This window comes from Colwellia sp. MEBiC06753 (assembly GCF_053470325.1).
This window is the reverse complement of record NZ_JBQMTM010000001.1, coordinates 92,385-116,484: the sequence shown is the minus strand read 5'-3', so window position 1 is coordinate 116,484 and position 24,100 is coordinate 92,385. Positions and strand designations below refer to the sequence as shown.

The window sequence follows — 24,100 nt, the reverse complement described above, 5'->3', positions numbered from 1 at the left end:
TTCTTAAAACAATTGCCTAAGAATAAATGAAATTGTCTCGATTTTATAGAGAGGCTAAGCGACTATTTGTGTTTTGGAGTTGATTAACAAGAGAAATAATCTCATTGTCATCAATTGGCTTATCAATAATCCAGTCACAAAGCGACTGTTCGATAAGTTCAGGTAATGTTGACTTACCTTGAGTCGTCATAAAAATGATAGGTGTTGCGTCATTTTCATGTTGTTTTATATTTTTTAGTAATTGTATGCCATTCATTAGCGGCATAAGGTGGTCGATAATAAGCAGATCAAAAGTGCCTTTTTGATATTTTTCATAACCATCAAGACCATTCGTTGCCTCGGTGATGTTGCCACCATTTGCCGAAAGAATTTCTGCTAGGTGGGAAAGCACATTTTGCTTATCATCAACCACTAAAATATTCATAATTATCTTACGCTAAGTAAGTGTACCAACCCATTAACATAGGTAATAACGGCATAGCAACTAGTGCCAATGCGGCTAAGAATAAATGACGCTTTGACGCGCTATCTTTGAAATTTTCATTGTGAGACATCTTATACTTCCTACACTAATTAATTTGCGGCGCATTATAGAGTATTGAGTAAGATATGCCCAGTAAATTTTGATCTAGATCAAACTTTATTAGCCAGAATCAATGAGAATACCAGCGATTAAATAGACAAAAAGCTGGGTAAACCCAGCTTTTTAAGCTTGCTCATTTTTTAGCTTAGCCGCCACATTTATCAGCTGATTTTTTCTTTCCTTCGCCGCATTTGCCTTTGGCCTTAGCTTTTCCTTCGCCACACTTGCCTTTAGCTTTAGCTTTTCCTTCACCGCATTTACCTTCGCCACACTTGCCTTTGGCCATGGCTTTTCCTTCACCACATTTGCCTTCGCCGCATTTACCTTTGGCCTTAGCTTTTCCTTCACCACATTTACCTTCGCCGCACTTGCCTTTGGCCATGGCTTTTCCTTCACCACATTTGCCTTCGCCACACTTACCTTTGTCCTTGGCTTTTCCTTCGCCACACTTATCGCCTTTAGCATCAACTGACACACTAACAACATCGGCTACAGCAAAAGGATTAGTTTCTGCTTTTGCCGGCATAGCTGCTAACATCGTTACTGAAAAAGCCACTAAAAGTAATGACATCATCGGTTTTTTAATTACGCTCATCATGTTTTCCTTCATATTAATTTTCTTTGGTGCTTATTTAAATATAAGCCTTTTAAACTAGACCTAATGTGTTAGCAAATAATTTCAAATTAATACCTAATAGGTAGTTATTTTTTAGTTAACGCTATTCACGTAAAATAAGGTATTCGCTTGTTAATTTATAGATATATTTTTGAATAAAAGCCAGATTTTACTTGCACCTATGGAAGGTGTAGTCGATTACCCTATGCGGGACTTGTTAACTCAGATCAATCATTATGATTTATGTATTACTGAATTTGTCAGGGTAAGCCAAACAAAGGTACCTAAGCATTTGTTTTATAAAATAGCTCCTGAGCTTAAGCAAGGCAGCGTAACCTCATCAGGTACACCTGTTCGTGTTCAGTTACTAGGCCAACATCCAGAGTGGCTTGCAGAGAACGCGATAATAGCCACCGAACTTGGCAGCAAAGGCATTGATCTAAATTTCGGCTGCCCTGCAAAAACAGTAAATAAAAGCAAAGGCGGCGCAGTACTACTACAAGAGCCAGAGCAACTCTATAAAATTATTTCGACGACAAAAGCGGCATTAACAGGTTTAAATCAACCACTATCGGTCAAAATACGATTAGGGTACGACGATGTCAGCTTATTAACTGAGATCACTCAAGCGATAGCTGAGTCAAAGCCAGATATGTTAACCATCCATGCCAGAACCAAACGGCAAGGATACAACCCACCGGCTTACTGGCAATATATTGCTGACATAAAATCTCAATTGACTATGCCGATTATTGCTAATGGTGAAATATGGAATAGAGCTCAGGCCATACAATGTAAAGAACAAGCAACCACTGAGCACTTAATGTTAGGTCGAGGGGCTTTAGCAACCCCAAACTTAGCCAATATCATTAAGTATAATGAAGCGCCTTATTCATGGCTGCAAGTATGCATGGTTATAAACCGATGGCTAACGTCAGATACTAGCGATAGTAGTCCCTATTATTTTTCAAGTAGGCTTAAACAATGGCTACGGTACATAAAATATATGTACCCTGAAGCTGGTACGCTTTTTGTTGCTATAAAACGCCTGACAACTAAAGATGAAATTCTAGAAGTGCTTAAGTCTTCAATGTTAAAGGCTGAAAAGGTCTGAAAAACAGCTTAGATTTTTGTAAATTTTGATATAAAAAAACCAGCCAATAGGCTGGTTTTTTTCAGTAACAACTTGATTAGATTGCCACGTTTTTACGTCGCGCAGTATCTTCAATGAACGACTTCCAACTTCTCGCTGCTTTACGAGATTTAGGGTCTTTCATCGCTCGCTCAATTTCGACATGAGCTTGCTTATACTGACCAAGGTAGAAATGCGACTCTGCCAAGCTCATATAAACTCGACCATCATTACTCACACCTCGTTCTAACGCTTTATTAAACGCAACAATTGCTTTCTTAAATTGCTCGTCTTGCTTCAATAGCATACCTTGCTTACGGTAGTGTTGTGCTTCATTAGTTAACTTAGCTACTTCACCGTAATAGTTTGCTGCTTCGGCAATATTTTGCGCGGCATGGAAAGCATTAGCTAAAGTAGATAACGTCTGATCATCACGTTTGATTTCACCAGATGCGATATGCTTCTCTAACAATTTAGCTGCTTTAAACGGCACGCCATTTGATTGATATAAGCTAGCTAACGTTTTTAGCTCTGATTCTTTTACTAAGTATCCTTGCTTATATGCCATATCCAATGTGCTTAGCGCTTTTGGGTAGTCTTCTACTAGTAAATAGAACATACCCAATTGCGTCCACCATTGCTTATTCTCTGGGAATAATTGCAATACGGTTTCAAGCACGCTTACACCATCTTTATACATCTTACGTTCGTAGTAAGAAGTCAATTTCAAAATGTAAGGGTTTTGGTTTGGCTTATCACCAAATAACGCAATTGCTTTATCAGCAGGCGCGATCATTTTATCTAGTTGACCAAGTTCGTAATAAGCTTGCGCAATCTTAACGTAAGTTTGAGCATCCTCATTACCAGTGAACTCCATCCATGCTTTATAGTTGTTTAAAGCATCTTGATACTTTTTGGTTTGCATTTGCAAATCAGCAAGTAACTTGATTGATTCACCGTGATCAACTTCATTTAAAATGTCAGGCGCGATAGCTTGTTTAAGATAGCTAATTGCCTTTTCTTCGTTATCACCTTTTGTTGCATACATAACCGCGATAAAGCGATCAACGTAAGCTCGGTCGTAACCTTTTGCTTCAATTTCTAACAATAGAACAAGCGCACCATCAATATCGTCAGCACTGTAAAGCTCAAATGCTTTTTGTACTTTCTTACCCACTGATGGACCAACTAATTGTGTTGGGCGCTTTTTCTTTTCTTGTTTAGCAGTTTCAGCTGCTTGAACGTCAAATGATAAAGGTAACTGTACTGTTGTAACTGCCGAAGCGATTACAAGAGCTGTCGCAAGTTTTTTAAACATTACTTACCTCCATCCATTTTAAAGTCAAGTTGAACCGTAAGGCCAGGTTGTTTAACAGGTTTACCATCAACAACTTTTGGCTTGTATTTCCATTTGCGTAAAGCGCGTTTTGCTTCTTTATCGAAAATACGTTTAGGTTCTGCTTCGATTACTTCTACGTCTTCAACACCGCCAATTTCGTTAATAGTAAATGAAAGTCTTACCCAACCTTCTTTACCATCACGTGCTGCTTGAATTGGGTACTTAGGCTCAATTCGAACAATTGGTGTTGCTTCACCGTCTCTACCAAAACCAGCACCCGGTGCAGACAATCCAGTATTTGCGCCAGCTAATTGAACACCTGGCATATTAAACTGAATTCCACCTTGGTTATTATTCGCTTCAGGCTCTGGAGCTTGAGGCTTAGGTGGCGTCTTAGGCGGCGGTGGCGGCGGAGGCGGAACTCGACGACGCGTCTCAGCTGCAGACTTTGGTGGCGTAGTATTAACTTCCACCACGATATTTTCTAACTGTTCTTCCTGTGATCTATCACCACTGGCGATCAAGAAAGCCATGAACGAAAATAGTCCAAAGGTAACTGCAGCGCCTAGTAGTATTGATACTAAAAAGCGAACCATAGATTACCCCTTAGCAGCTGCGATAGAGATACGGTCAATTCCTGCTTCTTTGATAGCATCCATTACTTTAACAACAACGCCATGTTTGGCTTCTTTGTCAGCTTGGATGATTACCACGTCAGTCGGTTGCTCTGCTAATAATTTTTCAATGTTCGCTGCAACACGCTCAATATCAACACGACGCTTATCTAGCCAAATTTCACCAGTGTCTTTAACAGCAACAAAGATGTTTGCAGACTTCTGTTTAGTTTGGTTAGCCGCTTTTGGTTTGTTCACTTCAATACCTGCTTCCTTAACGAAAGAGGTAGTTACGATAAAGAAGATCAGCATGATGAATACGATGTCAAGCATCGGTGTCATATCGATTGCTGCTTCTTCTTCTTCACGAATACGTTTACGTGCCATTCGAATATCTCTCTAGTGATGAGGTAAGCTATCTACAAGCTTAGCCTTTGCTAGTTTAACTTTAGCGTCTAATCGTGTACTGAAGAACACGCCTGATAATGCTGCAACCATACCCGCCATTGTCGGAATTGTTGCCATTGATATACCAGAAGCCATTAGACGCGGATTACCTGTACCTTGTTGAGCCATGGTTTCGAATACTGAAATCATACCTGTCACTGTACCTAGCAATCCAATTAGTGGACACATTGCCACTAAGGTTTTAATCGTGAGCATATTACGCTCTAGTAATTCTGTCGCTTCGGAGATCCATGTATCTCTGATACGATGTGCATACCAAGATGTAGTATCAGTTCTAGCATCCCAACGCTTGATGATTTCATCACGCATTTTTGGGTAGTTTGCTGCTAGGAACCAATATCTTTCAACCATTAGGATCCACATCAATAAGAGAGCAACGGCGACAAAGTATAAAACGTTACCGCCAGTTGCAATAAAACTCCTGACAGATTCAACAAGCTCTATCAGGAATAACATTATTTAGACTCCTTCTCTGCGATCGCAGCAATTAAACCAGCAGCTTGCTCGTCTAATTTGTGAAGAACCGCTTTCGCTTTACCAGCAACAACACTGTGAACAAGAATCAACGGTAATGCCGCGATTAGACCAAGTGCAGTAGTTACTAGCGCAAGAGAGATGTTACCAGCCATGATTTTCGGGTCACCTGTACCAAACAATGTGATTGTTTGGAACGTCATGATCATACCAATAACCGTACCTAATAGACCCATTAACGGGGCAATAGCTGCGAACATTTTGATGATGTTAATACCACGGTCAACTGTAGGAGTTTCACGTAAAATTGCTTCATCAAGTTTTAGTTCAAGCGTTTCAGCATCAGCACCTTTGTTTTCTTGGTAAACTTGTAATAAGCGACCTAGTGGGTTGTTGCTGTTTGGCTTGTCCATGTTCTTTTGTTGCGCTTTCATCTTAGAGCTAACAGCTGTAAGAACTAATACACGCTCAAGAGCAATTAATAAACCGATAACTAGTAGTACAGTAATACCGTAACCTACTTCAGCACCTTGATGGTAGAATTCCATAAGCGTACGCTTACGAGTTTCTAACGCTAAGATAGCACCACGCGATGGATCTACGTAAACTGGAGCATAGCCACTAGTTGTATTAAAGAAGCTAGATGCTGTGCCAGAAATGTAACCAGCCGGTTGCTTAGCTAGTGGTTGAACTTGGTTTAATTCATCATTGAAGAATAAGTAACCGTTGTCAGAAACTAAGTTAAATGTACCAATACGAGTAACCGTTTCTTGGCTCTTAGTACCGTCAAGGCTAGTTACTTCAGTTTGGAATTGAGCAATCTTACCAGATTCGGTCATTTCAGTTTGAAGAGCAAACCATAATTCTTCTAAATCAGGTAGACCTGGGATTTCTTTTGAGTTAGCGATGCGGTTTAACGCATCACCACGACCAGGGAATTGTGCGCTAACGATTGATGTAGAAATCATACCGTATGCATCAGCAGCGGCTGAACGGCTCACACCGAACATTTCACCTAAAGTACCTTGCGCGTTATCAAGCTCTTGCTCTTTTTGCGCTAAAGTAATTTCATTTTCTGCGTATTCTTTCGTTAAACGAGCATTGCGATCTTGCTGTGCTTTAAGCTCAGCTTTAGCTTTGTTCAATAATGCTTGCTTGTCTGCACGAGCGGCAGTGAATTCAGCTTCGCGTTGTTTATCAAGCTTAGCTTCTGAAATACGATCAGCTTTAACTTGTTCTAACAATTTATCTAATTCATTAGCACTTGCTGATGTGGCGAAACCTGCTGATAAAGAAGCAGCAAGTAATACAAAATTAATCACTTTTTTCATTATTGTGCTCCTGCTGCGAATACTGGTAACTTAGTTAGATCCATTGGCAATTGCTTACGTGCCATACGGATAGTGTCAGTGATAGACTTTAAGTACTCTTCACCTAACTCATCCCATGAACGAGTGCCGTTGTTCCAAACCCAAGCTTGCTTGTAATCAAGTGATTGAGCGATCAACGCTACACGACCCATGTGAACGAAATCAGCAGTGATTTTACGATCACCTAAATCTAATTCACCTTGGTAAGCATCAAATACTGTACCGTAGTTCGCTTCAATTTCGTAAGCTTCTAAAACTAAACGGAACTGTTCAGAAGTAGTGATGTTTGAATCAGCCATTACGTCACGTAAACCAGCGATACGCTCTAAACGACCGTCTAAGTTCATTGGAACGTCTAATTCTACGAACTTCTCTAATGTATCAATCATTTTGTACATTAAAGGAACAACACCTTGCTTGATCTTATCAATACCGTCGATTTGACGTTGTAAAGAAGCGATATTTGCTTTTTGGTCATCAACCATGCGTTGTACGTGATCGTTGTAGCCAGATAATACTTCGGCTTCATCTACAGTAGTACGGTACTCAGCGAGTAAGTCTTGCGTCTGCTCATAGATGCTATCGATCTTGCTTTGTGATTTAGCTGACGCTTTAAAAATTTGCGTTTCAGCCTTTTGTAAGTCAGTTAAAGCGTCAGCTGCAGCGATATTGCTAGCACCCAAAGCTAAAACACCCGCTATCGTCGATGCGATAAGGTTCTTTTTACTTATTTTGGACATAGTTCCCAACCAATTGCTATTTAACTTAGATAACAAAAATTCAAAACCCATCATAATGATGAATTCAAATCTGCCATTTATATAAGGATTTATTAATCTAGAATACAACTCGCCAATATTCCCAGACGACAGCGAAACTGTCAACCAAGAACAGAAAAAACTGAATGATTATTTTCTTGGACTGAATAAAAATTTTCTAAACAAGTATTTAAAACACAAGGTGAAAATCAATTTTCAGTCACTAAAAATATTCTGTAACTTTTCAGTGCTTTCAACGATGGCTAGAGCATAATCCTTCCCAACTTAAAAACTTGCAGACCACTGTTTTACTAATTCATTCGTAGTAAGTCAAATCTAAATACATAATCGCTTACAATTCACACAACACTTAAGGTTAATATAGTGTTAATTAATTGCGAAACCACCCCGTTATAGAGAATCTACTTTGTGGCGAAAATGGCGCGATAGAGGTGACAGAGTGGACTTTTTTAACATCAAATAATGTTAATGTATTAAATACCGGCATATAAGATTGGGTTGGCGTACCATCATTCTCAAAAAATTGTAACAATCCCCCCCAGTCAGGATGCCATTGCGGACTTAAACTCAATACATAGGCAAATTTTCTGTTTTCAGCGGTTACGTCATCATTGTGGCGAGTTAAAAAGTCACCAACTCTATAACGTGTTACCTGACCATCTGCACTTTTTAAGTCATTGCTATTTGTTAGCTCGTTAATAAAGTTTATGCATGTATTATCGTTTAACGCTTGTAAATACTGCGTAATGAGTGGCTTACTGTTTTCATCGACTTTATGACGGCCGTATAAAAAGCCTTTACCTTGTGCTGCTAACTGGTATATCTGCATATACAGTTGTCTTCTTTGCTCAGGAGCAAGTTGGCCAATCTCTTGATCAGATGCTTCTTTATTCTGGTTATCAAGATAAAAAGCATTTTTGAACTCGATATTTTCACTAACAAAATTTGCTAAATTCAATGCCTGATCTTGTTGCAAGAACTCATTAATTCTCACAATACCGTTATCTAAGAAGGATTGTTTGTAAGCGTCTAACGAAGCCTGATGTAAATCTATATTGATCAATTTTTTTCCTTAGTTTTTGGGTTTATTCCTGTTCTTAGCCAGCCGGTAATTGAAATTCTTTTAGCTTGAGCAAATGGGCTCACGTAGCCAACGTAGTGGTCGACAGGAATTTTAAAAATATTAATTTCATTGTATGAAGGCAAAAAGCTCTGAGTGATTTTATGCTCTTTATCAAGCAAGTGTAATGCCCCGCCCCAGTCTGCCCGCCAGTTATTTGTTAAATTAATCACAAATGCCGCGACTCTATTTTTATCTTCAACATTATCATCGTGGACATTAAGAAAGTGACCTGGCCCATAACGAGTGATTTGACCATCAGCAAAGGAAATTTCAGGTACACCTAGTAACTCACGAAAATAATTCAACGTTGTTTCAGTATTTAAAAACTCAATGATCTGATTGAAAAAATGACCGGGTAATAAGTTATCGAAGTAAATATCGTACAGCGGGATATTTTCATATAAATATTGAAAACCAGATGCCGCTTGTTGGTGAACTAAAGCAAACAAATCAGATTGTTGGCTCTCGGTCCAAGTATCAACGGCTTGAGCATTTAAGTCTTGATGCTTACCTTGATGGTTAAATACTAAATTCCATTCTTGCTGCTCATTGATATGTTTTGCGATTAAGCCAGCAGATTCGGTTGTTAACGCTTGTGGAATTTTAACAAAACCGTGTTCTTGTAATTGGTTAATTAAATTAACAGCAGGTTTGTTTTCAGTTAACGATAACGCAGTAGACAACGACATAGGAAAGCACAATAAAACAAATTAACTAATAAAGTGGCTTATAGTATCATCGACATTCAATGAAGTTGAACCCCACCGATAGACAAATTACCGCTAATATGAATATTTCTGACATTATCGCTCAAGCTGAGCAAGCGCATCGCTCTGGCAAATTAGATACGGCTGCAACGCTTTATCAGAAAGTATTAGCTCAGTCACCACAGGTTGACGCATTATTTGGTTTAGCAACGCTTTATATGCAACGCCAAAACTATCAACAAGCGCTTTCACTATTTCAACAAGCACTATCAAAAGAGCCTAACGCTCTAGATATCAATTTTAATTACCTTGTGTGTTTAAAAAGTGCTAACCAAATTTCTGAGGCAAAAAAGCATTTGGCCTCATTAGCTGAAAACCTGAGTAATAGCATAGGTAATAACATCGAATTAGTGAGTTCATTTGCCAATATTGCCTATGCAATTGGTGCTTTTGAGCAATGCTTATCAATTATTAAGCGCAGTGGACTGGCAGATGACAAATTACTATTTCTATCGGCCAATAGCTTTATCGCATTACAACAATGGCAACCGGCTATCACTATTTTACAACAGTTGAGCTCGCGATATCCTGAGCAATACGAACTACTCGATAAGCTGGCTATGAGCTATGCTAAAACATTAAATTTTAGTTTAGCTGTACCTATTTTTGAGCGGGCATACCAATTAAATAAATCAAACGATAACCTACTTCGGTTAGCTGATTTATATTTGTTGGCACAAGAGCCCGAAAAAACAGCGCAAGCTATAACCTTACTTAGTGAAAACGGCATAACTAATCTGGCTACAGATGAATTATCATTAAAATTAGCACGGCTAAATAATGACAAAGAAAAAGCGCTTGTTATTGCAAACAAACTATTACAGCAAAGCCCTAACTCTGCTTTAGCATGGCAAGTTATTGGTGAATTTGGTGAAAGTGGAGATCAAAATAGACTTATCACTCAGCTGCAACCTTTAATTGAAAGTGTCGAAATTACAAGCTTTGAGCAACGACAAAACCTCTACACTCTAGCCAAATCTCTGGAAAAAAAAGAAGAGTATACCAGTGCATTTAATGCCTTAAAAAAAGCAAACGATAGCCAAAAACAGCTTTTTATAGAAACAAGTAATCACTACAACCATCAACTTGTTGAACATGAATACCAAAAGCTACAACAACTACCTTATCAATCTATCGCTAGCGAAGCTGGGCAACCAAGCCACATTTTTATTGTCGGTATGCCTCGCTCAGGCACTACGTTAACCAACCGAATTTTAAGTCAGTTGCCTAATAGTCAAAGTGCCAATGAAAGTAATGGCATTGCTAGTATTTTCGAAACTCTACTAACCAATAATCCGGTAAATGGTATTGCGAGCTATTTCGCTAACAACAGTGCAAAAATAAAACAAACCTACCGAGACTATGTTGGCTTTAGCGCTGAGATTACACTAGATAAAATGCCCCATAATTTTAGGTATGTCGGCGCTATTTTATCGAGTTTCCCCAACGCTAAAATCGTACAAATGCGGCGTTTACCTCAAGATTTAGCATTATCCATTTATAGTCAGCAATTTAATGAATATCATAACTATGCTTGCGATCTCACCGACATAGCCCATGCAATAGCGCAAGCTAATAAACTTATGGACTGCTGGACAGAACAGTTTCCATCGCAGGTTTATAATTTAAATTATGAGCAGCTTGCACAGTCACCTGCTGAACAAGCGCAATTATTATTTAACTTTCTTGAGTTACCTTGGCAGGAGCAATATCTAAACTTTTACCAACAAAATGTTGCTAGCTTTACCTTTAGTGAAGTACAAGTGAGAAAACCGATTAATAAAAGTAAAATCGGCTTTTCTCAACATTATCAAGAGGAGTTAGCGATATTTAGAGAAGCTTACGCTAACTTTTCTTAAGTTTAGTGTTCTTAGTTTTAGTTTTCTTTGCTTATGTTAAGTTTGCTAAGGCTTGGTACGCTTGTTCTATCGCAACTTTTCTAGCGTTAAATGTTGCCCTTATCGCTTGTTGTTGCACTGACGTTAGTTCTGGATGCCAAATAGAAAATATTAGCACCACACGATTCTGATCACTTAAGTTTTTCGCTTCGTGGATAAACGAGTCATCAAAGGCAACACATTGCCCTTCCTGCCATTGCTGGTGCTCATCTGCTACTTTTATATAACCTTCACCGGGCACTATAATCGGTAAATGCACAGTTAAGCTATGATTAGACAACCCGTAATGTGGTGTAATGTGCTGCCCTGCTTTTAATACCGAATAAAAAACTTCAAACGGCCTATTTGATAAATTATATAGCGGTAACTTTTCAAGCATCGCCATAGTTTGAGGAAGGTACTGGCTTAATTGCGTATTTAACACGCCATCTTTATATAAATGCAAAGCTGTCCAGTTTTTATTGCCAGCTAACTTTTCAAAGCCTTGGGATTTATACTTTTCATTTAAATAAGGTTCACCTAGCTCATCAATACGGTCAGCAAGCTGCAAGAACTCATGCTTAAGCGTGTCAAACTCACTACTCAGCCATTGATTATCAAATAGCGTATCGCAATCCCAAAATGCTTTAGCGGTTAGCTCTGGCAAATAAAACAAATGAGGTTGTTGAGCTTCATGGCGATATTGAAATGCTCGGTTATCAGTTTGCGGCCACAAAGCATTTCGGACAATTGCTAGTGTTTCATCACTACCAACGGTATCAAGGTGTAATTCGGTGAAATAAGCTCTTAATAAACAATCCGCTTGATATGAGCGCTGCTGTGTTTGTTTTTCAACATTGCTGTAGCGATACAACATGGTGATACGAACATCAATATCCTGACCAACAATCAAAGCACTAATAGCTTTTTCGCGTTGCCCTATCGCTAAAAAGTAACAACCGGCATAGAGATAGCACAGCATATTATTAGGCGCTACTTTTAAACAATGCTGATAGGCATTAATTGTTTGTTCTTGCGTAGCAAGTTGCTCACTAACAAGCGCTAAACGATAGCTTTGCTCCTGATCAGTTGGGTTATCTACTACATATTGTTCGAGCAAAGTATACCCGTCTTTATTTTTACCTTGATCAAACAGTTTATTGATTTGTTCTAACATTTTAATTTTCTACATGAAGACAGTTATTTTTGGGTGGTTAAAGGCACAACATCAAATGGCGACGTTAATCGATAAGCATCTTCATCACCGCTAAAAGGAATTGTACCGTGCCAACAATAAGAAGGGAAAAGTGCTAGCATGCCAGCGGTTGGTTGAATAATTTTAGCAATTTGCTCGCGTTCACCTAACTGCATAGACGTTTCGCCAAATTTAATTGCCCCACCATTTGCTTGGCCACCTTGTTCTACCAGCTTTGGTACCGATACATAAAAAGATGAACTTAACCACCCTGCGGGATGGACATGATTAACATGAAAGCCATGAGGCTTTAACCTTACCGACCAAGAGCCAGCAAAACCAAACTCTGGTGATTTACGGCTTAATAAAGGATGAGTTTTATCATTCGGCAAAGAATTTATGTGCTCTGCCACGACTTGTGTTAACCCCTGTTTTAATGCCGCAATAACCGGTTGTTTTTTATGAAGTAACCGACCAGGCGTTTGCGTACCATGCTTAAGCGTTTGCTTTAAGGGCGCTTGTTCAAGCTGGTGCATTCCCAGTAATACATTTTCTAATTCTTCTAAAAATGCCTGAATATTTTGATAACCGTTTGGCACCGGAAGTTGATAGGGTTTTACGAACTTATCGTAATCAAGTAGCCAATCATGTCTTCCATCGCCGATTAAACGCCAACAAGTTGATTGATAGGCAATTAGCAGCTGGTTATTGGGTTCTCGTAATGCAGCTTGCTCAATGTAATAAAGTGCTTTTTGATAATCAGCCTCAACAATGGCGACATTGATTAAATCTAGTGCTATATCTAATTGAAATTCAGCCGATATTGCCTGCTCAAACAGACTTAATGCCTGCTCATTTTCATTACGAACACCATGTATTTTGCCTAATACATGCAATAATTTCGGCGAACTTTTCTCTTGAGATAAAGATTGCTTAATCACTTGCTCAGCAAGCTCATATTGCTTAGCGGCAAACAAAGAGTCGGCATAAGCATGTTTTAACTCTACGTTATTCGGCGCATGCTTTATCGCTAATTCGAAACTGTGTCCAAACTTACTCTTTTGATTTCGTTGCCAATAAAACTCGTTAAGTGTTTGATGCACTTCAATATCATTTGGCCGTTTATTAAGTGCACTCCAGTAAAATTGCTCCGCTTGCTCATATTTGCCTTGCTCAAATAAGGTATTCGCTAGGTTGTAATCTATTTGGCTTATTGCTGGCGCTAACTCACGTGCTTTTTTAAAGCACGCATATGCATAGTCATGCTGCTCAGTGAGCTTATAACTAATGCCTAGATTATGTAATGCGTTTACATAATTAGGGTTAATTTGTAGTGCGGCTTGGTACGTTTGAATCGCCAGCTCAAAGTTTTCTTGATTGCGATAAATATTGGCTTTGATTGTTAATATCGAGACATCGTTAGGCGCTAACTGTTCAGCAGCTAAAACTTGCTCAAGCGCTTGCTCATACTTTTTTTGTGACAATAAGGCTATCGACAAATTCTTTTTAGCATCTAAGTAATCGGCTTTAAGCTGTATCGCTTTGCGATAATGTGCTTCTGCTTCCAAAAACTGGCTTTGGGCTAATAGCAGGTTGGCATAATTATTATGAACCTCTGGCTGATGTTGGTTTATATCTAAGCACTGCTTAAATACTGACGATGCTTCAACAACCTGCCCTAACGCTTTTAGCGCAATGGCTTTGAAATGATACAAGTCGGCTCGTTGAGGGTAGCTTTGCTGAAGTTTTTCAACGGTCGAAATCACTTGAGAATACTGTTTTTGTTGTAACAACTGCTGAAGGTTGTGCATTGCTGAAATCAGCTTCTGTTGGCTTTGCATTGAATTATGTTTAGTTCGGAATTTGCTTATTCAACCTTGCTTTTGCTGTACACAGGTTAACCTGCTAAGAAAAGCAACGATGAAACGAATAAAAACTGTAAAGCTATTGTAAGCATTCAGCTAAGGATTAACAGCCTTGATTATTGATTTAACGCATAAAAGGGCAAAAAAAAAATGGCCAACTAAGTTGACCATTTATTTCTTCAATTTACTTAATCTTTTACTTTAATAAGTATCGATTAGTTAAATGTGTAAGTACCGCTTAAGAACACACGTGGACCCATTACGTCGTATAACTCTGGGAATGTGTTAGCTTGCTGTTGTGAATCACCAAGTTTTTGTGGCTCTTCATCAAAGATGTTCTTAACACCGAAGTTTACTTTTAATGCATCGCTTACGATGTAAGCAGCACTTAAGTCTGTGTAAACTTTAGAATCTAACGAAGGTACTACTAAATCAGACTTCTCTGCTGAGCCAGTCATGATTTGGTCGTCATCAGACTCACCAACATAACGAACTAAAGCAGAAAGTGTTAAGTCACCAGTTGTCCAGTTAATACGAGTATTGTGCTGAATTTCAGGGCGTGGTACACCACAAGTGTTACCGAAGTAACCCGCACACTCATTTACCGTATCTGGTAAAGCAGCAATTGGTGTTACGTCAAACTTGTCTAAGTAAGTTGAACGGAACTGAACGTTTAAGCTTGAACCATTACCGAATAAACCAAAGTCAAATTCAGTATTGTAAGTTACGTTAAAGTCAACACCAGTTGTTTTGATTTCACCAATGTTAGCATTTAATGATTTAACTAAGGCTACGTTACCGTCTGTACGACGTGTAATGTTTTGACACGTTTCATCATTGATATCTTTAACGATGTTGTAACATACGTTTAATGTGTTGTTTACACCGTAAGAAGCAATTGCATCTTCAATTTCAATTGAGAAGTAGTCAATTGTCATATCCAAACCTTCCATCGGTTGGATAACTAAACCAACTGTGTAAGTATCTGAACTTTCTTCTTTAAGGTCAGCGTTACCACCGAAAGAACCTTCGATTTGTGAGTTAGCTTGCTCGAAGTTACCTACAAGACCTGCTGGAACACCTGTTGCTTCACAAAGTGCTACGTCAGTAACACCTGGTTGGAAACCGTTGCTCGCACATGGATCTTCTGCACCAGGGAAACCGTTAGCTGAACCTTGGAACAACTCAGATACATTTGGCGCACGAACCGCTTGTTGATAACCAATACGAGTTGAAATCCACTCTGTTGGTGCCCAGTTAATTGCCGCAGCGTAAGATTGAACACTACCAATGTTAGAGTAATCAGCAAAACGTGCCGCACCCCATAGGCTTAAGTCTTCAGCCATTGTCTTACCAGCAAGCACTGGAACAGAAACTTCGGTGAAGAATTCATCTGAAGAGTAACGACCAACCGTTGCTTCACCAGCGTTGAAACCTAATACGTCACCTGCTGATAAGAATTCATCTGGACGGAAAGAAGATTCATCTTGACGTTTTTCATAACCAAATACTAAACCGACAGGCTCTTGAGCACCTGGAAGTGTCCAAGGAGTAGTACCTGCAACGTTAGCCATAAATACTTCTTGCGTGATGTTTGTTACGTTAGCTGCACCAACGTTTACAAAATCAACAGCTTCTTGAGTGATATTACCAGCACCAAAAATGTTTAATGGTACACAACCGCCTGAAGGATCTTGACACGCTGTACCGTCATCAGTCACTAATAATGCTTGACGGAAGCGAGATGCTGCAACGTCATTGTTTAATAAGTTAGTGCTGTCTAACATTGAACGGCTGTAGTAAACATCGTATGACCAATCGTCATTAATGTAACCGTCAACACCTACTAATAAACGGAACGCATCACGAGTATCTAATGCTTGACGTGAACCATTCTCAACCATACGACGACCAACGAACATCTCGTAGTTACCGTCTTCGTTTAGGTCACCACTATTTAAGAATGCTTGTTGTACATCTGGAGCAAAGAATACGCTGTTAGGGTTTACTTCAATAGTAGTAAACGCTGGCGTTGGTGCTAGTTCTTGTGGTACGTAGTTACGTACGAAAGAAACTTCTGAGTAAATGCGGTGCTCGTCTGTAATGTAGAAATGAGAGAAAGCACTTGCTGAGTAACGCTCTTGAGGTAACTGTAAGAAGTTATCTGGTGCGTAGTTAAAACGGTCTTCTAAAGTGAAAGGTGCGCCTGAACCGTCTGGTAAGAAACGACCTAAGCTATCACCATTTGGTAACGTTGGACCACCAAATACACGGGTACCTGGGATACCTGAAGAACCACCAGGAACTAATTCATCACCACTTTCAGTTAATGCATAAGTAGAGAACTTACGGTCACCTTGGAATAACGCTTCACGTTGTGAGTAACCTACATAAAGAACAGCATTACCACGGTCATCAGCAAAGTTGCCACCCATAGTCATATCAAGGTTGAACTTCTCAGCATCACCTTCTGTAGTTACATCGTAAAGAGTTGAGAATTCAACACCTTCGAAATCATCTTTCATGTTGAAGTTAACAACACCACCTAATGCGTCTGAACCGTATACCGCAGATGCACCACCAGTGATGATTTCAACATTTTCAATTAAAGAAGCTGGGATTGTGTTTAAGTCAACAACGCCGTCTTGACGTGAAGGAACCCAACGACGACCGTTAACCATAACTAACGTACGAGCAGTACCTAAACCACGTAAGTTAACTGTTGCTGTACCGTCACCTGGGTTGTTTGAGCTTGGACCAAATGAAGGAAGAGTTGATGGTAACTCAGCAAGCTTTTGCTCAACGTTTAAGTTACCTGAGATAGCAAATTCTTGCGCATCAACTTCGATAATTGGCGTAACAGCCGTTAATTCTTGACGCTTAATACGAGAACCAGTTACCTGAATACGTTCTACGCTTTCAGCACCTTCTTCAGCGAATGCTACAGAAGCAGGCATTGCCATAGCTGTAGTAGCAGCACCAGCTGCAATAGCTAATTTAACAGCTCTGCTGAGCTTATTATTTTGATACATTGTTTACTCCCTGGATCACTTTCGTGACTTTAGTTTTTTGAGTTCAAGGCTATATTGCCTTGTTAGTTAGATTCTTATTACGGGTCTAGGACCTGATCTGTCGCTTAGGATATTAAACGTAATTCCTTTACAGCGTCAACACTATTTCAAACCTTATGTTTACAAAAATAACAATTTGAAATACTTAATCCGCTTAGCCTTTGACGAACTTATGTTCATAAATCAAACGATCAAAATTATTTCAGCCATATCAGTTGGCTAAATTCTTAATAAAAATTTACTTAGCCGCTAAAACACAAAGAAATTTGACTTTTAACAAAGCCCTTTAGAATGGGGGCTCTACACAGAATTCTTTTAAACTAACCAATATTAGTGAAAACGAGCGCATTAGAATTAGAGGTTTTTCAATTCAACTGTTAAATTGACACCCCAGCGTAAACTAAACAATACAAAATCAAATATTCAACAAAGTTAAAAAATTGTAACAACAACAAATTAATATTTACTTTTTAAATTTTACTTAGCTTTTTTTTAGCTCACATCTAACTACGACCAAAATCGTAGCTTTCATCACTTTTTATCACTCTTTTATCACTGTACTGATAAAACAAGTTATCACCGATGCATTTGAACATTAAACAAGTATTTAAGCTTTTAACAATTTTTAAACATATGGTGTGTTTTTTAACCACCCAACTCTGGAGTAAGTAAGGAACAGCCACTTAGTAATTTAATATATCAATTTTATCGAAAGGTTTAATTTGCTCTGTGCTACAATACCGCTTCTTTTTATTAGAGGTAGTTACATGGAGCCAGTGTTAGACATCACAATGTGGGTAACCCTATGTAGTGTCGGTTTTGTTGCTGGCTTTATAGATGCAATTGTTGGTGGTGGCGGTATGTTAACCGTGCCAACCTTATTAGCATCAGGTTTACCACCGCATGTTGCATTAGGCACGAATAAACTTGCCTCTACATTTGGCTCAAGTACCGCATCATATACTTTTTATAAGAAAAAGTTGTTTAACCCCTTGTTTTGGCGCCTAGCATTATTAAACACCGCGATTGGCGCAATCATAGGTACGTTAATTGTTAGCTTTTTATCAACTGAATGGTTAGAGAAAGGTTTACCCATATTAATAATGGCAACAGCTGTCTATACCTTGTTTGCCAAAAACACCTGTAATGACCAGCTTGGCCTACCGGTAAAGTCTCGACTAGTATCAATTAAACAGTCAATTCAAGGGTTGATTTTAGGTTTTTATGACGGTATCGCGGGCCCTGGTACAGGTGCGTTTTGGATGGCATCAAGCTCTGCGATATATAAGATGAATTTGCTTTACAGTAGTGGTCTAGCGCGCTCATGTAATTTCATCAGCAATATATGCTCCTTAATAACCTTCCTATATTTAGGTTATGTTAATTTACCGCTTGGTATCGCTATGGGGCTGTTTTTGATGTTAGGCGCCTGGGTAGGCGCACATTCGGCTATTAAGTTTGGTAGTAAATTTATTCGACCATTTTTTATCTTGGTAGTTTTGGCGGTTTCTTTCAATTTAGCCGTTCAAGCTTGGCTATAACTGTTGACTTAACTGTTGATTTAGCTACTAATTTAATTTTGCTTAATGCTAGTAGCTGATAGTAGCGCATTTGCTACTACCAAAGTACGCGTTTCTTATTACCAACTATCTCTTGTCAAAAAGTCAGCCTCAACCTTTCTATTTTTGGGCAAAATAGTAGCCAAGGGCATTTTGCACATCTATAGGCAGCATTGGCAATGCATCTTTGGGCAACAGAAACGTCGCTAAATTAAAGAAGTCTTGATAAATCCTATTACTTTCGGTGGTGCGTTTTAAGTAATCGTGACCAGACGAACCTCCGGTACCTATTTTACTACCTAACATGCGCTGCACCATCATCATATGCTTGTAACGCCAAAGCGTTAGCATTTCATCTATTTCTGTTAAACAAGTAATTAGCTGAAACGGCAAATTAAATACCGGTTGGTCGCGGTACATATTGATAAACAATGCCGACAAGGTTGCCTTTTGTGACAGCCTAAATCGCCCCGCTTCCCTTACTTGTTCAAATTTACCTTTATCTAAAAGTGCTTCAAAATTTGCTCGGGTCGCCTGATGCTCCTTTAGTTGCTGCGCTCGTTCAGCATCGGTGAGTACATCACTTTCTTTAATGATAGCCAATTCTTGATCAAGCATAGTTTGGGTTGCTTGTTGATATAGTTGCCAGAAATTAAACTCTCCAAACTCTAGAAAAGGCATACGCTCTAACCAAGATTCAACGCGCTCAAATAAACTGGGTTGCTGCTCTAAATTTTGTAAAAATTCCCGATGCTCGTCGGTTAATCGGTTATAAAAAGACTGCTTATCAAAATCAATTCTGTACTGCGACTTTAGCCCTAAGCTAATTTCTAATATTTTAAATTGAATACTTTGAAAGCCGGAAGCCGGTACCAGATAATTGCGAAACGATAAGAAATCTTGCGGTGTCATGGTTTCCATAATTTCAATTTGCTGATTCAGCAAGGCTTGAATTTTAATCACCCGCTTTAATCGATGAACGACTAAGGTTAATTGCTGATCTTTAACATTATCTTCAGCAAACACCTGCATAACCGAAGTTAATTCATGCAAAATTTGTTTAAACCACAATTCATATGCTTGATGAACAATAATAAATAGCGTTTCATCATGCGCTTCTTCACCGTATTGGCCACTGACCGGTTTTTGGCTGTCGAGAAACTGGGTCAGTTTTAAGTAATCTCCGTAGTAACAAGGTTCAATATTTTTTTTCATTATTCTTCTATAGTTAATTTCCCCATTAATTTATACACTCTATTACACCGTAATTGTTAGCTTTTTTTCAAAACTCGCGTTACGCTTTAGTCAGTAAATAACAATAGAGGATGGCAATGAAAATTTCTGATGACATTCATAATTACTATGAAAATTTAGTTGTTGAACAATTTGGCGATATGAAATTAGAAGAAAAATACGACTTTGATTATTTAGCAGATTTAACCTGCATCGTATTAAATCAGTTACCAACAAGATATATTCGCCATGAAGTTGATATGGCGTTTTATTTGCCCGCTTCAGAGCGTTTCGAAATGGAGAGTAAAGTTAAAGTCGCTATTCAAAAAGGCTTAGAATTTATGGAAGCCCATCGCGACTAATTTAAAAATCATTGTCGATAAGTAAGTGTTCAAGCACTCGCTTTACTTGCTTATCGGCATCATTAAATTGCACACCGACAAACACTTTACCTTGCTCAAATCGACTATTACACACTCGAGCTGGAATAGAAATTTCGTTATCGGTACCCAGTGCTATTAATACATTCACTTCTGTTTTATTAACTTTTACTTTGGCATTATCACTTTTAAATGAAAAGCCACAGCCTTTAGCTGAAATATCATTAATAATGCCATTAAGTTTACTTCGCCCTTCCGACTCAGGGGTTATGGCAACTAAGCTTGCGGGTAAATGGGTTACAAAGCGTTGGTGTAATCTTAATTCACGATTTTCAATCACTTCTGGAAAGTCGATAAATATCAATTTTTCAGGGTATTTAATCACTTGCTTGATTGTCGCTTTAAATGCGCAACATTGACCTTGCGTGCCTTCGAGAATATAGCGAACAATGACCACATTCCCTTCAACCAAAACATCCTGATAACTATTAACACGACTAGGCTCGGGGTGCTTTAAGACAATATATTTCCCTAGTTCGTAACCAATTAACGTGGTTTTGATTCGTAAACTAACAGGGTGATTAAATTGAATATCAAGCGCTTTACCCGGCAGAAGTTCAAAATAGCGCGCATGAATAGGAGGATTAGCAGTCATACTGTCCTTAGCATTCAGAGTGAATTTGTACAAACGCAGTAATATAAAAGTTTAGACCTCAAGTGACAAGCTTTTAACAAATTCCGCCAAAGTATTACAATCGATAGCAAGTCTTATCACTAGTATCAAAAACGAATATATTCAATAAACTTCTCGGCAATAATTTGCTCCTTCTAATTTACTGCCAGCATTACCACGCTTTAAGCTACTGATTAACTACACTATTGAGTTCGTTATTTACTAAATGATTTACCAAATGAGTAATGCTTAAAATAAATGGTTGTTCAGAACCTGACTCTTTGGCGCCCTTTTTTGCTAATGCCGCCAATTTAGCCACATCCTCAGCCGTACTAATTTGGTTAACATCTGGTTGAATAATTCCGCATGAAATATTAAGTAACGCATAAAACGTGGCTTTACCATCTCGACTAATGGCGTGATAGCCTTGCTCTGCTAGGTGCTTACTATGAAAAAACAGCTTAATTCGTTCTCGAAAAGTGGCCATTACATCACTGGCCATTTGTTCTGCAGGATGCTGAACAAAGATCACCACAAAGTCATCACCACCAACATGACCAACAAGCTCGCCTTTACACAGTTGATTTAAAATCTCTGACACTAAAACGATCACTTCATCGCCAGCAGCGTAACCATAAATATCGTTAAAGGGTTTAAAATTGTCTAAATCAAAATAAGCCATTTCAAATGGTCGTTTATCTAATAACAAATGACGAATTCGCTGCTGAATAATAACATTGCCAGGTAGCATAGTTAGAGGATTGGCATGGCGAGCATGCTTGATTTTTTCTTCAGTCATTTTTTTTAGTAATAACCGAACATTACCAACGCCTAAATAGCGCCCTTGCTTAACGACAATAAAATCTGGGCGTTTATCAAAATGCTCATTATCAGTAATGATGCTGCTTAAAGAATCCAAAGACGTGCTTACTTCAACGGTAAAGTTAACCGGTTCCATTAATTCGCTAATCGGTTTTTTATCGTAAAGTGCATGACCGTAGTCGCCGGAAAACACTTCCGCTAATTGATCACGATACACTATGCCAACCGGCACTTTGTGCGTATCAACAATCACTAAAGATTGCATAGACTTGTTTTGCTTGAAAGCGGTGTAGATTTCTTTACACGAAATAGTTGGCGACACCGCAGGCGTATCTTTAAGTAGCGAAGTTAATTCAAATTCACTGGCAATTTCTGTTGCAACCGTTTTGCCCGCTATCTCTTCAGGCATTTTACGAAACGGCTGTTGATTCGGTCGAGCCAGCAAAAAACCTTGTGCATAACGTAAACCTAATTTTTTCAACAATAGATATTCATCTACCGTTTCAATACCTTCAGCGACAATACCAACATTGGTTGCTCGCCCTAACTCAAAAATAGTACGCAATAACTCCCGCTTAATAATATTGTTTGTACAATCACTGATAAAATACCGATCGATTTTTACAATATCCGGTCGTAACTCAGCCCACTGCTTTAGCCCTGAGTGACCCGTTCCTAAGTCATCAATGGCAATTTTAAAACCGCACTGACGGTAATGTTCTGAGCTTTTTTTCAACAATTCAGGCGAGTTCGTTTGATAACATTCAGTTACTTCAATAACCACACGCTCTGGCGTTAAACCAGCTTGTTTTACAAAGTTTAATGTTTCACCAAATGGATGCTTTTGTTGTGCAATCGTATGCGGGCTAACATTAATAAATAGGTTCCCATCTAGATTTAACCTAGCGAAGTTTTCTATCGCTAGTTTACGGCAGAGTAACTCCAACGTTGATAAGCAGTCATAGTGCTCTGCTAAGCTAAATAGCTCAGTCGGATTTTTTATTGAATGACCATCAGGCGTTCTAGTTAACGCTTCATAACCTAATGGTTTATTTTGGGTAACATCAAATATCGGTTGAAAAACAATAAATAAATCTTCCGATTCGATTAATGAAGTTAATTGGGAATGTTTAAAATCTTGCACGAGAGCTACTACTTTATACAACGGCAGCGCACTATCTTTCTGCGCCCATAAAGAAATGACGCATTATAGATATAGATTATGACAAATTTATTGCGGCGTAAAATCTAACGTGTGTGCAAATATAATTGCTAAGAACAATAGGCTCTTAAGAGTGTTAATTATCTTGATAGGGAGGTTTATATAGTTCTTGGTGTAGCACTCTGTGTAGCAAAATGAGCGTAACCATTGATATTATTGAGATGGGTGGTAACCCAATCAGCCACACTCCGGCACATGAGTCGTCTGCTGCGGTTGCTTCCTTCCGGACCTGGCCGAGTTCACAGAGTATCATTGCGAAGGGACCAAAAGGGTCACCATAATACTACTGCCATAAGTGATGGCATGTAACGTCGCGAATTATCGCTAAACACATGGCTACATGCAAGTACTGTTTATGTCTTTGAAACCACTTGCTTGTTTTTTGCACAAGCACCTTGGTATTTTGCCTTTACTCTTGCGAGCTCACTAGTAATATCTGCCCCTATTTCCATTGCCGGATGAAAACGAATTTCTTTACTGTCAAAATGTAATGTAACTGGTCCAACAGGAACCTTAGCTTGATGAGCAATATGCAAGAATCCAGTTTTCCATTCGCCAGCCTGCTTCCTTGTCCCTTCGGGAGCAATCCCCAAAATCATTTGAGGATTTTGCTTAAATTGTTCGACCATTTGCCCAACAACGCCATGCGCGGCACTGCGATCAACAGCAATTCCGCCCCAACTCAATAGTAATGGTTTAAGGGGCCAAACAAAGATACTCGCTTTAGCCATAAATTTAACTTTTAAGTTAAGTTGTAACATGGCAGCAATTGCAACTATAAAGTCCCAGTTTGAGGTATGCGGAGCCACTGCGAAAATAATTTTAGGTGTAGCCGGTATTTCACCAACGACTTTCCAACCCAAAACTTTCAGTAACCAGGCCCCAACTTTGGCAGACAACGGACCTCGAGCACGAGGTATACATTCAGGCACTATGAT

Annotated in this window: 22 protein-coding genes and 1 other RNA gene; 4 read left to right on the top strand and 19 right to left on the bottom strand. The window is 38.9% G+C overall.

Features of this window, described 5'->3' with window-relative positions; genetic code table 11:
- Positions 1–43: 43 nt before the first annotated feature.
- The 3 genes from ACOB82_RS00540 to ACOB82_RS00530 all read right to left on the bottom strand — a co-directional run bounded on the left by ACOB82_RS00540 (position 44) and on the right by ACOB82_RS00530 (position 1,178).
- A complete protein-coding gene (locus tag ACOB82_RS00540; protein ID WP_448210953.1) occupies positions 44–424 on the bottom strand; it encodes a response regulator in 381 nt (126 codons plus the stop codon).
- Positions 425–431: 7 nt separating this feature from the next.
- Entirely contained in the window at positions 432–554 is a 123-nt protein-coding gene (locus tag ACOB82_RS00535) for a hypothetical protein (RefSeq protein WP_448210952.1), read from the bottom strand.
- 174 nt (positions 555–728) lie between these two features.
- Complete coding sequence (locus ACOB82_RS00530) at positions 729–1,178, bottom strand: HvfA family oxazolone/thioamide-modified RiPP metallophore (RefSeq protein WP_448210951.1); 450 nt, start codon at positions 1,176–1,178, stop codon at positions 729–731.
- Positions 1,179–1,350: 172 nt separating this feature from the next.
- Between ACOB82_RS00530 and ACOB82_RS00525 the strand changes: the two genes are divergently transcribed.
- The gene (locus tag ACOB82_RS00525; protein WP_448210950.1) at positions 1,351–2,313 is read left to right on the top strand and encodes a tRNA-dihydrouridine synthase; all 963 of its coding nucleotides are present in this window, start codon (positions 1,351–1,353) and stop codon (positions 2,311–2,313) included.
- A gap of 76 nt (positions 2,314–2,389) precedes the next feature.
- On the opposite strand, the gene ACOB82_RS00520 is transcribed toward ACOB82_RS00525, so the two are convergent.
- The 8 genes from ACOB82_RS00520 to ACOB82_RS00485 all read right to left on the bottom strand — a co-directional run bounded on the left by ACOB82_RS00520 (position 2,390) and on the right by ACOB82_RS00485 (position 9,187).
- The gene (locus ACOB82_RS00520) at positions 2,390–3,649 is read right to left on the bottom strand and encodes a tetratricopeptide repeat protein (RefSeq protein ID WP_448210949.1); all 1,260 of its coding nucleotides are present in this window, start codon (positions 3,647–3,649) and stop codon (positions 2,390–2,392) included.
- Positions 3,649–4,266 (bottom strand): energy transducer TonB, encoded by a 618-nt coding sequence (locus tag ACOB82_RS00515; RefSeq protein WP_448210948.1) that lies wholly within the window; start codon positions 4,264–4,266, stop codon positions 3,649–3,651. Before ACOB82_RS00515 ends, ACOB82_RS00520 begins: the two co-directional genes overlap by 1 nt.
- A 3-nt stretch (positions 4,267–4,269) precedes the next feature.
- The gene (locus ACOB82_RS00510; RefSeq protein WP_448210947.1) at positions 4,270–4,671 is read right to left on the bottom strand and encodes an ExbD/TolR family protein; all 402 of its coding nucleotides are present in this window, start codon (positions 4,669–4,671) and stop codon (positions 4,270–4,272) included.
- 12 nt (positions 4,672–4,683) lie between these two features.
- Complete coding sequence (locus ACOB82_RS00505) at positions 4,684–5,208, bottom strand: MotA/TolQ/ExbB proton channel family protein (RefSeq protein WP_448210946.1); 525 nt, start codon at positions 5,206–5,208, stop codon at positions 4,684–4,686.
- Complete coding sequence (locus ACOB82_RS00500) at positions 5,208–6,557, bottom strand: MotA/TolQ/ExbB proton channel family protein (RefSeq protein WP_448210945.1); 1,350 nt, start codon at positions 6,555–6,557, stop codon at positions 5,208–5,210. The genes ACOB82_RS00505 and ACOB82_RS00500 overlap by 1 nt, the downstream gene beginning before the upstream one ends.
- A complete protein-coding gene (locus ACOB82_RS00495) occupies positions 6,557–7,336 on the bottom strand; it encodes a DUF3450 domain-containing protein (RefSeq protein ID WP_448210944.1) in 780 nt (259 codons plus the stop codon). The genes ACOB82_RS00500 and ACOB82_RS00495 overlap by 1 nt, the downstream gene beginning before the upstream one ends.
- Before the next feature lie 409 nt (positions 7,337–7,745).
- Complete coding sequence (locus ACOB82_RS00490) at positions 7,746–8,438, bottom strand: 2OG-Fe(II) oxygenase (protein ID WP_448210943.1); 693 nt, start codon at positions 8,436–8,438, stop codon at positions 7,746–7,748.
- The gene (locus ACOB82_RS00485) at positions 8,435–9,187 is read right to left on the bottom strand and encodes a 2OG-Fe(II) oxygenase (RefSeq protein WP_448210942.1); all 753 of its coding nucleotides are present in this window, start codon (positions 9,185–9,187) and stop codon (positions 8,435–8,437) included. The genes ACOB82_RS00490 and ACOB82_RS00485 overlap by 4 nt, the downstream gene beginning before the upstream one ends.
- A 59-nt stretch (positions 9,188–9,246) precedes the next feature.
- On the opposite strand from ACOB82_RS00485, the gene ACOB82_RS00480 reads away from it, so the two are divergent.
- Positions 9,247–11,124 carry a tetratricopeptide repeat-containing sulfotransferase family protein gene (locus tag ACOB82_RS00480; protein WP_448210941.1) on the top strand — a complete coding sequence of 626 codons (1,878 nt, stop codon included), beginning with the start codon at positions 9,247–9,249 and terminating at the stop codon, positions 11,122–11,124.
- Between the two features lie 31 nt (positions 11,125–11,155).
- On the opposite strand, the gene ACOB82_RS00475 is transcribed toward ACOB82_RS00480, so the two are convergent.
- From ACOB82_RS00475 to ACOB82_RS00465, 3 genes are all read right to left on the bottom strand, one after another.
- Positions 11,156–12,319, bottom strand: coding sequence for an aspartyl/asparaginyl beta-hydroxylase domain-containing protein (locus ACOB82_RS00475; protein WP_448210940.1), 1,164 nt, complete (start codon positions 12,317–12,319; stop codon positions 11,156–11,158).
- 23 nt (positions 12,320–12,342) lie between these two features.
- Complete coding sequence (locus tag ACOB82_RS00470) at positions 12,343–14,178, bottom strand: tetratricopeptide repeat protein (RefSeq protein ID WP_448210939.1); 1,836 nt, start codon at positions 14,176–14,178, stop codon at positions 12,343–12,345.
- Between the two features lie 239 nt (positions 14,179–14,417).
- Positions 14,418–17,234, bottom strand: a complete 2,817-nt coding sequence (locus ACOB82_RS00465; RefSeq protein WP_448210938.1) for a TonB-dependent receptor domain-containing protein — start codon at positions 17,232–17,234, stop codon at positions 14,418–14,420.
- Between the two features lie 806 nt (positions 17,235–18,040).
- Between ACOB82_RS00465 and ACOB82_RS00460 the strand changes: the two genes are divergently transcribed.
- Entirely contained in the window at positions 18,041–18,814 is a 774-nt protein-coding gene (locus tag ACOB82_RS00460; protein ID WP_448210937.1) for a sulfite exporter TauE/SafE family protein, read from the top strand.
- Positions 18,815–18,952: 138 nt separating this feature from the next.
- Here the strand turns inward: ACOB82_RS00460 and ACOB82_RS00455 are convergent, their stop codons facing one another.
- The gene (locus ACOB82_RS00455) at positions 18,953–20,047 is read right to left on the bottom strand and encodes a tryptophan 2,3-dioxygenase family protein (protein ID WP_448210936.1); all 1,095 of its coding nucleotides are present in this window, start codon (positions 20,045–20,047) and stop codon (positions 18,953–18,955) included.
- 116 nt (positions 20,048–20,163) lie between these two features.
- Here ACOB82_RS00455 and ACOB82_RS00450 point away from each other — a divergent pair, with 116 nt between their 5' ends.
- On the top strand, positions 20,164–20,427 hold the full coding sequence (locus ACOB82_RS00450) for a late competence development ComFB family protein (RefSeq protein ID WP_448210935.1): 264 nt from the start codon (positions 20,164–20,166) through the stop codon (positions 20,425–20,427).
- Between the two features lies 1 nt (position 20,428).
- On the opposite strand, the gene ACOB82_RS00445 is transcribed toward ACOB82_RS00450, so the two are convergent.
- From ACOB82_RS00445 to ACOB82_RS00430, 4 genes are all read right to left on the bottom strand, one after another.
- Positions 20,429–21,100, bottom strand: coding sequence for a flagellar brake protein (locus ACOB82_RS00445; protein WP_448210934.1), 672 nt, complete (start codon positions 21,098–21,100; stop codon positions 20,429–20,431).
- A 205-nt stretch (positions 21,101–21,305) separates the two neighbouring features.
- Complete coding sequence (locus ACOB82_RS00440; RefSeq protein WP_448210933.1) at positions 21,306–23,084, bottom strand: EAL domain-containing protein; 1,779 nt, start codon at positions 23,082–23,084, stop codon at positions 21,306–21,308.
- A 250-nt stretch (positions 23,085–23,334) separates the two neighbouring features.
- An RNA gene (gene ffs / locus ACOB82_RS00435) (signal recognition particle sRNA small type) lies at positions 23,335–23,431 on the bottom strand.
- 84 nt (positions 23,432–23,515) lie between these two features.
- Complete coding sequence (locus ACOB82_RS00430; RefSeq protein WP_448210932.1) at positions 23,516–24,061, bottom strand: 1-acyl-sn-glycerol-3-phosphate acyltransferase; 546 nt, start codon at positions 24,059–24,061, stop codon at positions 23,516–23,518.
- Between the last annotated feature and the right edge of the window lie 39 nt (positions 24,062–24,100).

Coding starts and splice junctions, on each gene's coding strand:
- ACOB82_RS00540 (WP_448210953.1), bottom strand. CDS start 424: ATGAATATTTTAGTGGTTGATGATAAGCAAAATGTGCTTTCCCACCTA.
- ACOB82_RS00535 (WP_448210952.1), bottom strand. CDS start 554: ATGTCTCACAATGAAAATTTCAAAGATAGCGCGTCAAAGCGTCATTTA.
- ACOB82_RS00530 (WP_448210951.1), bottom strand. CDS start 1,178: ATGAGCGTAATTAAAAAACCGATGATGTCATTACTTTTAGTGGCTTTT.
- ACOB82_RS00520 (WP_448210949.1), bottom strand. CDS start 3,649: ATGTTTAAAAAACTTGCGACAGCTCTTGTAATCGCTTCGGCAGTTACA.
- ACOB82_RS00515 (WP_448210948.1), bottom strand. CDS start 4,266: ATGGTTCGCTTTTTAGTATCAATACTACTAGGCGCTGCAGTTACCTTT.
- ACOB82_RS00510 (WP_448210947.1), bottom strand. CDS start 4,671: ATGGCACGTAAACGTATTCGTGAAGAAGAAGAAGCAGCAATCGATATG.
- ACOB82_RS00505 (WP_448210946.1), bottom strand. CDS start 5,208: ATGTTATTCCTGATAGAGCTTGTTGAATCTGTCAGGAGTTTTATTGCA.
- ACOB82_RS00500 (WP_448210945.1), bottom strand. CDS start 6,557: ATGAAAAAAGTGATTAATTTTGTATTACTTGCTGCTTCTTTATCAGCA.
- ACOB82_RS00495 (WP_448210944.1), bottom strand. CDS start 7,336: ATGTCCAAAATAAGTAAAAAGAACCTTATCGCATCGACGATAGCGGGT.
- ACOB82_RS00485 (WP_448210942.1), bottom strand. CDS start 9,187: ATGTCGTTGTCTACTGCGTTATCGTTAACTGAAAACAAACCTGCTGTT.
- ACOB82_RS00480 (WP_448210941.1), top strand. CDS start 9,247: ATGAAGTTGAACCCCACCGATAGACAAATTACCGCTAATATGAATATT.
- ACOB82_RS00475 (WP_448210940.1), bottom strand. CDS start 12,319: ATGTTAGAACAAATCAATAAACTGTTTGATCAAGGTAAAAATAAAGAC.
- ACOB82_RS00470 (WP_448210939.1), bottom strand. CDS start 14,178: ATGCAAAGCCAACAGAAGCTGATTTCAGCAATGCACAACCTTCAGCAG.
- ACOB82_RS00465 (WP_448210938.1), bottom strand. CDS start 17,234: ATGTATCAAAATAATAAGCTCAGCAGAGCTGTTAAATTAGCTATTGCA.
- ACOB82_RS00460 (WP_448210937.1), top strand. CDS start 18,041: ATGGAGCCAGTGTTAGACATCACAATGTGGGTAACCCTATGTAGTGTC.
- ACOB82_RS00455 (WP_448210936.1), bottom strand. CDS start 20,047: ATGAAAAAAAATATTGAACCTTGTTACTACGGAGATTACTTAAAACTG.
- ACOB82_RS00450 (WP_448210935.1), top strand. CDS start 20,164: ATGAAAATTTCTGATGACATTCATAATTACTATGAAAATTTAGTTGTT.
- ACOB82_RS00445 (WP_448210934.1), bottom strand. CDS start 21,100: ATGACTGCTAATCCTCCTATTCATGCGCGCTATTTTGAACTTCTGCCG.